The sequence below is a fragment of the Pseudomonas sp. TH37 genome (genome assembly GCF_016650735.1).
Classification (GTDB): domain Bacteria; phylum Pseudomonadota; class Gammaproteobacteria; order Pseudomonadales; family Pseudomonadaceae; genus Aquipseudomonas; species Aquipseudomonas farris.
Window position 1 is genome coordinate 36,072 of record NZ_JAEKFD010000009.1, and the last position, 12,104, is coordinate 48,175.

The 12,104-nt window shown below is 58.0% G+C and carries 10 protein-coding genes; 3 read left to right on the forward strand and 7 right to left on the reverse strand.

Features of this window, described 5'->3' with window-relative positions:
- Positions 1-132: 132 nt before the first annotated feature.
- Positions 133-597, forward strand: a complete 465-nt coding sequence (gene bfr, locus JFU11_RS21325; protein WP_123359019.1) for a bacterioferritin — start codon at positions 133-135, stop codon at positions 595-597.
- A gap of 71 nt (positions 598-668) precedes the next feature.
- Here bfr and uvrA read toward each other — a convergent pair whose 3' ends face one another.
- Positions 669-3,503 carry an excinuclease ABC subunit UvrA gene (gene uvrA / locus JFU11_RS21330; protein ID WP_201062028.1) on the reverse strand — a complete coding sequence of 945 codons (2,835 nt, stop codon included), beginning with the start codon at positions 3,501-3,503 and terminating at the stop codon, positions 669-671.
- A 191-nt stretch (positions 3,504-3,694) separates the two neighbouring features.
- Here uvrA and JFU11_RS21335 point away from each other — a divergent pair, with 191 nt between their 5' ends.
- Positions 3,695-5,092, forward strand: a complete 1,398-nt coding sequence (locus JFU11_RS21335; protein ID WP_052967046.1) for an MFS transporter — start codon at positions 3,695-3,697, stop codon at positions 5,090-5,092.
- A gap of 9 nt (positions 5,093-5,101) precedes the next feature.
- A complete protein-coding gene (locus tag JFU11_RS21340; protein ID WP_007896798.1) occupies positions 5,102-5,626 on the forward strand; it encodes a single-stranded DNA-binding protein in 525 nt (174 codons plus the stop codon).
- A 70-nt stretch (positions 5,627-5,696) separates the two neighbouring features.
- Here JFU11_RS21340 and JFU11_RS21345 read toward each other — a convergent pair whose 3' ends face one another.
- From JFU11_RS21345 to JFU11_RS21370, 6 genes are all read right to left on the reverse strand, one after another.
- A complete protein-coding gene (locus tag JFU11_RS21345) occupies positions 5,697-7,901 on the reverse strand; it encodes an OsmC domain/YcaO domain-containing protein (protein ID WP_201062029.1) in 2,205 nt (734 codons plus the stop codon).
- Positions 7,902-8,009: 108 nt separating this feature from the next.
- Positions 8,010-9,167: a glutathionylspermidine synthase family protein gene (locus tag JFU11_RS21350; protein ID WP_201062030.1), complete on the reverse strand. Its 1,158-nt coding sequence runs from the start codon at positions 9,165-9,167 to the stop codon at positions 8,010-8,012.
- 12 nt (positions 9,168-9,179) lie between these two features.
- Entirely contained in the window at positions 9,180-9,905 is a 726-nt protein-coding gene (locus JFU11_RS21355) for a DUF1190 domain-containing protein (protein WP_201062031.1), read from the reverse strand.
- Between the two features lie 19 nt (positions 9,906-9,924).
- Entirely contained in the window at positions 9,925-10,353 is a 429-nt protein-coding gene (locus JFU11_RS21360) for a DUF350 domain-containing protein (RefSeq protein ID WP_123720587.1), read from the reverse strand.
- 14 nt (positions 10,354-10,367) lie between these two features.
- Entirely contained in the window at positions 10,368-11,042 is a 675-nt protein-coding gene (locus JFU11_RS21365) for a DUF2491 family protein (protein ID WP_123720586.1), read from the reverse strand.
- Positions 11,029-12,063 carry an ion channel gene (locus JFU11_RS21370; protein WP_123720585.1) on the reverse strand — a complete coding sequence of 345 codons (1,035 nt, stop codon included), beginning with the start codon at positions 12,061-12,063 and terminating at the stop codon, positions 11,029-11,031. The genes JFU11_RS21365 and JFU11_RS21370 overlap by 14 nt, the downstream gene beginning before the upstream one ends.
- Positions 12,064-12,104: the final 41 nt, after the last annotated feature.

A 12,104-nucleotide genomic window follows, 5' to 3' on the forward strand; every position in this document is an offset into this window, starting at 1 on the left:
CCTCATTTGGGCGGTTTTTGCGTTATTTAAGCTGCTTTTCTAAGAATATCTTCGCTTTTATAGCGTCGGGCGAGTGACCTTCCGGTCGGGTTGGTTCAAACTACAGACTTTAAAGCAGGGAGATGTAGGGCGATGCAAGGTCACCCAGACGTAATCGATTACCTCAACACGTTGCTGACAGGCGAACTGGCAGCCCGTGATCAATATTTCATCCATTCGCGGATGTACGAGGACTGGGGTTTCACCGAGCTCTACGAACGTATCAATCACGAGATGGAAGAAGAGGCGCAACACGCTGACGCTCTGATGCGTCGGATCCTCATGCTCGAAGGTACTCCACGTATGCGTCCGGACGATCTGGATGTCGGCACCACCGTGCCTGACATGCTCGCCGCTGACCTGCGTCTGGAATACAAAGTTCGTGCAGCTCTCTGCAAAGGCATCGAGCTTTGCGAGCTGCACAAGGATTACGTCAGCCGCGAGATCCTGCGCATTCAGCTGGCCGATACCGAAGAAGACCACACCTACTGGCTCGAGAAGCAGCTGGGTCTGATCAAACTGATTGGCCTGGAAAATTACCTGCAATCGCAGTTCTGATGCTGTTGTAGGCGCGTACAAAAAAGCCCCTGTCACCGATGAAGTGACAGGGGCTTTTTCGTGGCCCTGATTCAGGCCCTGTCGCGAGCCAGCAATGGTTTGAGATAGAAGCCAGTGTGAGACTGCTTCATCTCCGACACTTCCTCCGGTGTACCGACGGCAATGATCTGGCCGCCTTTGGAGCCACCTTCCGGCCCCAGGTCCACCAACCAGTCGGCGGTCTTGATCACATCCAGGTTGTGCTCGATCACTACCACGGTATTGCCGTGGTCGCGCAGACGATGCAACACGTCGAGCAGTTGCTGGATATCCGCAAAGTGCAGTCCGGTGGTCGGCTCATCAAGGATGTATAGGGTCTTGCCGGTATCGCGCTTGGACAGCTCGCGAGACAGTTTCACCCGCTGGGCTTCACCGCCGGACAGCGTCGTCGCCGATTGCCCCAGCTTGATGTAGGAAAGACCTACGTCCATCAGCGTCTGAAGCTTGCGCGCCAAGGCTGGAACCGCGTCGAAGAACACCCGGGCTTCCTCGATGGTCATCTCGAGGGTTTCGTGGATGCTCTTGCCCTTGTACTTGATCTCCAGCGTTTCGCGGTTGTAACGCTTGCTCTTGCAGACGTCGCACGGGACATAGATGTCCGGCAGGAAGTGCATTTCCACCTTGATCAGGCCATCGCCCTGACAAGCTTCGCAGCGTCCGCCCTTCACGTTGAAGGAGAAACGCCCTGGTCCGTAACCGCGGGATCGGGATTCCGGCACGCCGGCGAACAACTCGCGAATCGGCGTGAACAGCCCGGTGTAGGTCGCCGGGTTGGAGCGCGGCGTACGACCGATCGGGCTCTGGTCAATGTCGACGACTTTATCCAGATGTTCCAGGCCTTTGATGCTCTCGTGAGCTGCAGCTTCCAGGGTTGTTGCCCCATTGAGTGCGGTAGCGCTCAAAGGAAACAGTGTGTTGTTGATCAGCGTCGATTTGCCTGAGCCGGACACACCGGTCACGCAGGTCAGCAGACCGATCGGAATCTCCAGATCGACATTGCGCAAATTGTTGCCGCGAGCGCCTTTGAGGGCCAACGACAACTTCTTGTTACGCGGTGTGCGTTTGGCTGGAACTGCGATCTTTACCCGGCCCGACAAGTACTTGCCGGTCAGCGAATCAGGGTGAGCCATGACCTCGGTCGGCGTACCTTCGGCGACGATATGCCCACCGTGCACACCCGCGCCCGGGCCGATATCCACCACATAATCGGCCAGACGAATCGCATCTTCGTCGTGCTCGACCACAATCACCGTGTTGCCGATGTCGCGCAGGTGCTTGAGGGTGCCCAGCAACCGGTCATTGTCCCGTTGATGCAGACCGATCGACGGCTCATCGAGGATGTACAGAACCCCCACCAGGCCGGCGCCAATCTGACTGGCCAGACGAATTCGCTGAGCTTCGCCACCGGACAGCGTGTCGGCACTGCGGTCGAGTGACAAATAGTCGAGGCCAACGTTGACCAGGAACTGCAGCCGCTCGCGGATTTCCTTGAGAATCTTGTCGGCGATCTCGCCACGGCGGCCGGTCAGTTTCAGCACGCCGAAATACTCACAGGCGTCGCCGATCGGCAGATTAGTCACCGCCGGCAAGGTCTTCTCGCCAACCCACACGTGCCGCGCCTCGCGACGCAGACGAGTGCCGCGGCAATCCGGGCAGGGCTGGGTGCTGAGGAATTTGGCCAGTTCTTCACGGACCGAAGCCGATTCGGTTTCGCGGTAGCGGCGTTCCAGGTTCGGCACGATGCCTTCGAACGGGTGCGAACGTTTGACGATGTCGCCACGGTCGTTCAGGTATTTGAAGTCGACGTTCTGCGAGCCACTGCCATGCAGGATGAATTTCTGCTGATCGGCCGGCAGGTCGTTGAACGGCACTTCAAGGCTGAACTTGTAGTGCGAGGCCAGCGAGCCAAGCATCTGGAAGTAATAGACGTTGCGCCGGTCCCAGCCGCGAATCGCACCTTCGGCCAGGGTCAGTTCACCGTTCACCAGTCGTTTGGTGTCGAAGAACTGTTTAACCCCCAGGCCATCGCAGGTCGGGCAGGCGCCGGCCGGGTTGTTGAAGGAAAACAGCTTGGGTTCCAGCTCGCTGATGGCGTGGCCGCAGATCGGGCAGGCGAAGCGCGCGGAGAAGATGATTTCTTCGCCAGGCTCGTCATCCATTGGTGCTACCAGCGCAATGCCGTCCGCCAGTTTCAACGCAGTCTCGAACGACTCAGCCAAACGCTGTTGCAGATCGGCGCGAACCTTGAAGCGGTCGACCACGACATCGATCGAGTGCTTCTTCTGTTTATCCAGCTTTGGCAACTCGTCCAGCTCGCAGAGCCTGCCGTTGACGCGGGCCCGTACAAAACCCTGGGCGCGCAGCTCTTCGAAGACCGAGAGGTGCTCGCCCTTACGCTCGCGGATCACTGGGGCCAGCAGCATCAGTTTGCTGCCCTCCGGTTGTGCCAGCACCAGGTCGACCATCTGGCTGACGGTCTGGGCTTCCAGCGGAATGTCGTGGTCCGGGCAGCGAGGAATACCGACGCGAGCGTAGAGCAGGCGCAGGTAATCGTAGATTTCGGTAATGGTGCCAACCGTCGAGCGCGGGTTGTGCGAGGTCGACTTCTGTTCGATGGAGATCGCTGGCGACAGACCTTCAATGGTGTCGACGTCAGGTTTTTCCATCATCGACAGGAACTGCCGGGCGTAGGCCGACAGCGATTCGACATAGCGGCGCTGGCCTTCGGCGTACAACGTGTCAAAGGCCAGGGACGACTTGCCGGATCCGGACAGGCCGGTGATAACGATCAGTTTGTCCCGTGGCAGGGTCAGGTCGATGTTCTTCAGGTTGTGGGTTCGGGCCCCACGAATCAGGATCTTGTCCAAAGTGGCCTCGCTCGGCGGGCGTCGAAAACGTAGGAGTATACGGCCAAATACTGGATGGATGCACACTATCAAATGCGGGGCGCGCAGCCTTGCATGAAGACTGCGTCATCTGTGCGCGTCATAGCGTCGCGATATACCCCGTCAATCGATGGGACTGGTAGAATCGCCGCCGGTTCACATGAGGTTTTTCCATGCACGATCCCCACAGCGAACGCATGAGTGGCAGTGAGACCCGCGCAGCAAGCGGTCTGGCCCTGGTGTTCGCCTTCCGTATGCTTGGCATGTTCATGGTGTTGCCGGTTCTGGCGACCTATGGGATGGATCTGGCAGGAGCGACCCCGGCCCTCATCGGGTTGGCGATTGGCGCTTACGGCCTGACCCAGGCGATCTTTCAGATTCCTTTTGGCTTCATTTCCGACCGCATCGGTCGTCGTCCGGTGATTTACCTGGGGCTGATCATCTTCGCCCTGGGGAGTGTGCTGGCGGCCAATGCCGATTCGATCTGGGGTGTCATCGCTGGACGCATCCTGCAAGGCGCTGGGGCGATTTCCGCAGCGGTCATGGCGTTGCTGTCGGACCTGACCCGGGAACAGCATCGGACCAAAGCCATGGCCATGATCGGCATGACGATTGGTCTGTCGTTCGCTGTCGCCATGGTTGTAGGACCGTTGCTGACCCGTGTCTTCGGCCTGTCCGGGTTGTTCTTCGCCACCGGTGGCATGGCGCTGGTCGGCATCGTTATCGTGATGTTCATGGTGCCGCGTGCAACCGGGCCGTTGCAGCACCGCGAGTCCGGCGTTGCGCGACAAGCACTGATACCGACACTCAAGCACCCGGACCTGCTGCGCCTGGACTTGGGTATTTTTGTGTTGCACGCGATGTTGATGTCGAGCTTCGTTGCATTGCCCCTGGCCCTGGTCGAAAAAGCCGGGCTGCCCAAAGAGCAGCACTGGTGGGTCTACCTGACCGCGCTGCTGATCTCCTTCTTCGCCATGATCCCGTTCATCATCTATGGCGAGAAGAAACGCAAAATGAAACGAGTTTTATTGGGCGCAGTGCTGACGCTGATGCTCACTGAGCTATTCTTCTGGCAGTTCGGCGATAGCTTGCGGGCTCTGGTGATTGGTACGGTGGTGTTCTTCACCGCGTTCAATCTGCTGGAAGCCTCCTTGCCATCGCTGATCAGCAAGGTTTCGCCGGCAGGCGGCAAGGGCACGGCGATGGGGGTTTATTCCACCAGCCAGTTCCTCGGTTCGGCGCTGGGCGGGATCCTCGGCGGCTGGATGTTCCAGCACGGCGGTTTGTCGGTTGTATTCCTCGGATGCGCCGGCCTGGCTGCCCTCTGGCTGGCCTTTGCTGTTACCATGCGCGAACCACCTTACGTCACGAGCCTGCGCTTGCCGTTGTCGCCCGAGGCGATCCGCGAAGCGGGTCTGGTCGAGCGCCTGAAGGCCGTCGTAGGGGTAACAGATGCAGTGATCGTCGAAGATGAAGCGGCGATTTACATCAAATTGGACACAGAACTATTGGATCGCACCACCCTTGAGCGCCTGGTGAACAACCCGGCCGGGGCAGCGTGCGTAGCCTAGGAGAACGTTATGGCCCGTGGGGTTAACAAAGTCATATTGGTCGGCACTTGCGGCCAGGATCCCGAAGTTCGCTACTTGCCTAACGGTAACGCCGTGACCAACCTGAGTCTGGCGACCAGCGAACAGTGGACCGACAAGCAAACCGGTCAGAAGGTCGAGAAGACCGAATGGCACCGTGTGTCGATGTTCGGCAAGGTTGCCGAAATTGCCGGCGAATACCTGCGCAAAGGTTCGCAGGTGTACATCGAAGGCAAGCTGCAGACCCGCGAGTGGGAAAAAGACGGTATCAAGCGTTACACCACTGAAATCGTGGTCGACATGCAAGGCACCATGCAACTGCTGGGCGGCCGTCCACAGCAGGGCGATCAACAAGGCGGGGGCAATAACTACCAGCAGTCCGCCCCGGCTCCACGCCAACAGGCTCCGCGTCCGCAGCAGTCGGCACCGCAACAGTCGCGCCCGGCTCCACAGCAGCAGGCCGCTCCTCAGCCGGCTCCGGATTTCGACAGCTTTGATGACGATATCCCGTTCTAAAAAGCTGCAATCCAGTAAGTAATAAAAAAAGCGAAGCCAGTGATCTGGCTTCGCTTTTTTGTGGGCGCTGTTAACTGAATAAAGTGGCTACATTGGCCCGCGCCGAGTGCAGTTTCTTGTAGCTGTCAATCAACCGCAGGTGCCTGTCGAGCCCCTCCAGTTTCATGCTGGTCGGCGTCAAGCCATGGAAGCGCACGCTGCCGTCCACCGATCCGATCGCTGCATCCGTCCGCTCGTTGCCAAACATCCGGCGGAAATTGGCCTCGTAGTCTTCCAGTTCCAGGTCTTCGTCCAGCTTCATCTCCAGCACCACATTGACGGCCTGGTAGAACAAGCCACGTTCAACCGTGTTGTCGTTGTACTGCAGGAACATTTCCACCGCCTCTTTCGCCTCTTCAAATTGTTGCAAGGCGAGATAAATCAGCAGCTTCAACTCCAGGATCGTCAGCTGACCCCAAGCCGTATTGTCGTCAAATTCGATGCCGATCAAGGAGGTGATGTCGGTGTAGTCGTCCAGCTCACTTTCCACCAGGCGCTCAACCAGCGCTTGCAGTTCGTCTTCGTCCAGGCGATGCAGGTTCAGGATGTCGGCACGGAAAAACAGCGCTTTGTTGGTGTTGTCCCAGATCAGATCGTCCGCGGGATAGATTTCCGAATAGTTCGGCACCAGGATGCGGCACGCCTTCGCGCCGATATGCTCGTAGACCGCCATGTACACTTCTTTGCCCATGCCTTCGAGAATGCCGAACAAGGTCGCGGCTTCCTCGGCATTCGAGTTTTCACCCTGGCCGGAGAAGTCCCACTCCACGAATTCGTAATCCGACTTGGAACTGAAGAAGCGCCATGAAACCACGCCGCTGGAGTCGATAAAGTGCTCGACGAAGTTATTCGGCTCGGTCACTGCGTGACCTTCAAAAGTCGGCTGGGGCAAGTCGTTGAGGCCTTCGAAGCTGCGACCCTGCAGCAATTCGGTCAGGCTGCGTTCCAGCGCCACTTCCAGGCTCGGATGCGCACCGAACGAGGCGAACACGCCGCCGGTACGCGGGTTCATCAACGTGACGCACATCACCGGGAATTCACCACCCAGGGATGCATCCTTCACCAACACGGGGAACCCTTGCTCTTCCAGCGCCTGAATACCGGCCAGTATCCCGGGGTACTTCGCCAGCACATCGGCCGGCACATCCGGCAGTGCAAATTCACCTTCGATGATTTCGCGTTTTACCGCGCGCTCGAAAATCTCCGACAAGCACTGCACCTGGGCTTCGGCCAGCGTGTTACCGGCACTCATGCCGTTGCTCAGGAACAGGTTTTCAATCAGGTTGGACGGGAAATACACCACCTCGCCATCCGACTGGCGCACGTACGGCAGCGAGCAAATGCCGCGCTCTTCATTGCCTGAGTTGGTATCGATCAGATGGGAACCACGCAGCTCGCCGTCGCGGTTGTAAATCTTCAGGCAGTACTCGTCGAGAATTTCAGTTGGCAGCTCATCTTTACGGCCAGGCTTGAACCAGCGTTCGTCCGGGTAGTGCACAAACGCTGCATTGGCGATGTCTTCGCCCCAGAACTGGTCGTTGTAGAAGAAGTTGCAGTTGAGTCGCTCGATAAACTCGCCCAATGCCGACGCCAACGCGCCTTCCTTGGTCGCACCCTTGCCGTTGGTAAAGCACATCGGCGAGTGCGCATCGCGGATATGCAGCGACCATACATTGGGCACGATATTGCGCCACGAGGCGATTTCAATCTTCATGCCCAGGTCAGCCAGAATGGCTGACATATTGGCGATGGTCTGCTCCAACGGCAGATCCTTGCCCGCGATATAGGTGCTCGCCGCTGAACTCGAAGCAGGCATCAACAACGCCTGGGCATCGGCGTCGAGGTTTTCCACCTCTTCGATCACAAATTCAGGCCCGGCTTGCACCACTTTTTTCACGGTGCAACGGTCGATGGAACGCAGGATGCCCTGGCGGTCCTTGTCGGAGATGTCCGCCGGCAACTCGACCTGGATCTTGAAAATCTGGTTGTAGCGGTTTTCCGGATCAACAATGTTGTTCTGCGACAGACGGATGTTATCCGTGGGGATATTGCGCGTGCTGCAGTACAACTTCACAAAATACGCCGCACACAACGCCGACGAAGCCAGGAAGTAGTCGAATGGACCAGGTGCCGAGCCATCGCCCTTATAGCGGATAGGTTGATCGGCCACCACCGTGAAGTCATCGAACTTGGCTTCAAGCCGAAGGTTGTCGAGAAAGTTGACCTTGATTTCCATGGGGGGATTACCAGAATAACGGGCTAGACGATTTGGCCGCCATTATCCGGTATTTCAGCCGTAAGTCTTGCGGGCATCGTACTTATGTCCACACCGGCGATGGATGGATCAGTCGAGTATCAGGTGCGGCAAAAACCGGCTTGAATCCTTGGTGATCAAACTGCTGTCTTCCCGCACGCCAATACCGGCCGCCTGATCGCCGATCACCCAAGAGCCAACCAGCGTAAAGCTCTCGCCAAACTTCGGCAGCGGGGCGAACTCCTGAAGGATAAACGGCGCGTCGGTGTAGGGACCGTCCTCTTTCACGATCAGACCATCAGCGGTTTGCAGCTCGATGTTGGCGCCTTCTCGAGAAAAAAACGGTTTGCGCACCCAACCTTTGGGTACCGCTTTGCCCGGGTCGGTATCCAGGTGCGCCGCGAGCAGATTCGGGTGACCTTTGTTGAACTCCCACAGCAGCGGCAGGATGCCCTTGTTGGAAATGATCGACTTCCAGGCCGGTTCGAAAAACTGTGTATCGCTCTGAGCAATCGCTCCACCAAAGGGTTCGTGGAAGATGAATTCCCAGGCATGCAGCTTGAACAGGTGAGGAATCCAGCGATCTTCTAAATCGACGAAACGTCCTTCATTGGTGAGGCCAATGTCTTCGAGGTCGATATGCCGTGATTCGATGCCGACCTTTTCCGCGATCAAGCGCAAGTAGTCAGTGGTGCCTTTGTCTTCGACCGAGTCTTTCATCGAGGCGAAATAGAAGGGCTGTTTGAGCTGCAGCTGGGCAAAAGCCTGATGCAGCTTGGTGTCGATGCTGTTGAACTGGTCGGCATGCTTGGGCAGCAAGCCGCGTTCGATGCATTGCTCCAGCCAGCCCCACTGAAACGCCGCGGCCTCATACAGGCTGGTCGGCGTGTCGTAGTTGAGTTCCAGCAACTTGGCCGGCCCGCTGCCGTTGTAGGAGAAATCCATGCGCCCATACAGGTGCGGGTGGCCTTCGAGCCATGAAGTGCGAACCATATCGAAGAATGGCGCTGGAATGCTCAGGCGCTCCAGCAGCTCCTCGCTCTGAACCACGCGGGCCACCAGGTCCATGCACATGTCATGAAGCTCGGTGGTCGGGTCTTCGAGATCGTTCTCGATCTGTTTAAGCGTGAACTGGTAATACGCGCTCTCGTCCCAATAAGGTTCGTCGTCGATGGTATGGAACAGAAAGCCGAGACTTTCGGCGGTCTGTTTCCAGTCATGACGCTCGGCGCAAAGGATTTTCTTCATGGCCCTGTTTCCTTAACTGCTCGAACCGCCAGAACTCTTGCTTGATCCACCCCAGCCACTGCGTGCACTGGCCTGGCTGCCGAAGCCGCCGCGAGAGGTGGCCGAGGCCACAGACGCCGCCTTGCTGCGGGTAATGGTGTCGCTGTAGCTGCTGGTGCCGTACCGCACCTGATTGGACCTGTTGAAGGTTGAACCTGACGATACCCGCTGACTGAGTGTCGAGGACGAGTAGCTGCCGCGATCATCGCGATAGCGGTAGACCGGTTCGGAGTAAAAACTGTTGCGGTTGTTGCTGAGCATGTTGCCGATCAGCAGTCCGGTCAGCAGGCTGCTACCGGAGAATCCCGAGCCGGCGGCAGCCGCTTCCGAAGCGGGCAATTGAGCTTTGGCGGCGTCCACCTGGGATTGCGTCACCTCACCATCGGCGTTCAGTTCGAAACCGCCGAGTTTGGGGATGAACTTGCCAGCGGAATCCTGCTGGCACCAGTCGGCAACAAAGTCGGCGTCGCAATCGGTCTTGTTGTCGTACACCGGCGCAATGCGGCGATGCTCGGCCATGGCCTTCATGTAGGCGTCAGAACAGATATCGACCGGGAGCTTTTCATCCGCGCACTGCTGAACGGACTGGAAGTTGTATTTTTTGTGTATCTCGTAGGTTTTTTCCGTTGGCCCGCAGCCTGAGATCGCCATGGCGACCGACGCGGCCAGGGAGAGCTGAACGTACTTGCTTCGTTTCATCGGGATCTCCGTGGCGCAATCAGTTCTGGGAAGGGGTCATGCACGCGGCGTTCAACATGCCGACGCTGATGGCCACTGCCGCGACATAGATGCCCGCGGCGATTTCGCCCTTTTTAATGCGTTCAGAGGCGCCTTTGAGCACCAGGCTGGTCATCAGGAACGCCAGCAGTTGTACGAAAGCGGCGATCACTGCCCAGACGACGAAATCCAGAAGGCTGATCGAGTAGGCAATCACATTGCTGGCCGGAATGGCGAAGCCGATGATGGCGCCACTCAGCGCGATCGCGGCCGCAACGTTACCCGAACGGATCAGTTCGAACTCTCTGTGCGGGGTGATTCGGGTGTAGATGAACTGGAACAGCGCGAACAGCACGGCGGCGCCGAGGATGTACGAAACAAACCCGAGCACGGCGGCTTTGTTCAGGGAGATGGAGAGCGCTTCAAGCATGGACTTCTTCCTTTTTAAAAAGTGTTCAGGTCAGTGGTGTACAGCGAAATGCCCAGCGAAGTGCTCAAACTGATGGTGCCTTCGGCGTCTTCTTCGACGGAAAACAGCAGGAATTCCCGGCGATCGGTCAGGCCGGTTTCGCGGGCGTACAGCATCGAACGGTGCTCGATGCGGTAGGACTCATCCGGGTTTTTCAGGTGTTCGCTCAGTGCCACCAGTTCTGTCTGGCCGCTCTCGGTGCCCCATTCGCGGGTGTATTCGACGCCGTTGTGGGTGTAGGTCGGCAGGCCGATCAGGCTTTGAGGACCGGCCAGTCGACGCAGCTCCGCTTCACTGTTGATGGTGACGTAACTGAGGTAATTGAACAGGATCACCGACTCGACCTGTCCGGCGATGTCGCCGGTGGTGTGCACTTGCAGCCAGTAGTCTTCGTCGTTCATGTAATAGCGTGACAGCCAGTTCGACTGCCCGAGATCAACAGTGCCAGCGCTCCAGATCTGTTGGGAGCCCGGGATGACCACGGTGGTGTTGCCGTCGAGCAACAATTTCAGGGTGGTGTCGAACATCACCTCTTTGCCCAATGCCAGGCCCAGCGGACCGATGGCGGGCAGGGTTTGGTTGGCTGTCCATTTCGATTCCGTAGTCGCTTTCGGGGCCTCAAGCCCCATCAACTGTTTAAACCATCCCATTGGTGATTTCCTTGAGGCGAGTGGAGGCGATGTAGAAGAGCTCGCCGCCCTCAACGCGAGTGGCGCCGGGCGGGTTGATCGAAGGCTGTCGGGCGCCTTTGGCGCGGTAGCCGATAAGGGTAGCGTTGTGGCGCTCTTTCATCTGTGCGTACAGATCGCCGAACGTTGCTTCAAAAGTCTCGGGCAGTCTCATCAGGTATTGGGTAGCGCCTTGACCCACGCACAACAGTTCATTGATGACCACTGATGAGCCCGGATCCTGAGAGGCGCGCACCAACATTTCGATGGCCATGCTTGAGGTGCATTCCAGGCTGGGCGCGTAGGCGCTGGCGAGCGCAGCGATTTCACTTTCATTGAAGTGGGCGACCACATGCCCGACAGGGCTCAGTTGATTGACCGCCAGCACGGTGGCCAGGGTCAGATCGTCTGAATGGGTTCGCACCAGGACGCGTTCGGCACCGGGAACGCCGGCCCGCAGCAAAAGCGCGGCAGAGGACAGGCTTTCGCCTTTGATAAAGTTCGCTTTGCCCGGCATGGGATTTTCTTCGAGGTCGCAATCGCAAATGACGATCAGGTTGTCATTGGAGGTTTCGTCCTGCAGTAACAATTCAATGACCCGCTCGCTGGATGCGCCTTCCCAGCCGATGAGAACGGTATGGCCGACCTTGCCGGTGAAATCGCCTTTGCCCTTCATGCCTTTTCTCCATACATCGATGACGCTGCTGGTGGTTTTGCCGATGGCTGCCGTCAGCAGCGCAATGCCCCCGAGCATGACCCAGGTAGCCACGAAAATTCGTCCCGCCGATGTCTGCGGCGCGAGATCGCCATAGCCGACGGTGAGCGTGGTGGTGAGATAGAAGTAGGTAAACGTGGCGGGGGCGATGAGGTGTTGTTCGCCCAGAAGCACCAGGCCGATATAGGCCGTGCTCAGGTGTATGCCCAACGCAATGGCCAGGCCTGCCCAGCCGAACCGATGGAAGAAGGACGAGGCGTACGTGCGCAATAAAAGGAAAATCGACATTACATCCCTGACTCCATGGGGGGCTCATTCCTGGCGACGTA

What these genes read in the sequence shown, in the direction of transcription:
- bfr (WP_123359019.1), top strand. Translation starts at nt 133, where the DNA reads ATGCAAGGTCACCCAGACGTAATCGATTACCTCAACACGTTGCTGACA.
- JFU11_RS21335 (WP_052967046.1), top strand. Translation starts at nt 3,695, where the DNA reads ATGCACGATCCCCACAGCGAACGCATGAGTGGCAGTGAGACCCGCGCA.
- JFU11_RS21340 (WP_007896798.1), top strand. Translation starts at nt 5,102, where the DNA reads ATGGCCCGTGGGGTTAACAAAGTCATATTGGTCGGCACTTGCGGCCAG.
- JFU11_RS21345 (WP_201062029.1), bottom strand. Translation starts at nt 7,901, where the DNA reads ATGGAAATCAAGGTCAACTTTCTCGACAACCTTCGGCTTGAAGCCAAG.
- JFU11_RS21350 (WP_201062030.1), bottom strand. Translation starts at nt 9,167, where the DNA reads ATGAAGAAAATCCTTTGCGCCGAGCGTCATGACTGGAAACAGACCGCC.
- JFU11_RS21355 (WP_201062031.1), bottom strand. Translation starts at nt 9,905, where the DNA reads ATGAAACGAAGCAAGTACGTTCAGCTCTCCCTGGCCGCGTCGGTCGCC.
- JFU11_RS21360 (WP_123720587.1), bottom strand. Translation starts at nt 10,353, where the DNA reads ATGCTTGAAGCGCTCTCCATCTCCCTGAACAAAGCCGCCGTGCTCGGG.
- JFU11_RS21365 (WP_123720586.1), bottom strand. Translation starts at nt 11,042, where the DNA reads ATGGGATGGTTTAAACAGTTGATGGGGCTTGAGGCCCCGAAAGCGACT.
- JFU11_RS21370 (WP_123720585.1), bottom strand. Translation starts at nt 12,063, where the DNA reads ATGTCGATTTTCCTTTTATTGCGCACGTACGCCTCGTCCTTCTTCCAT.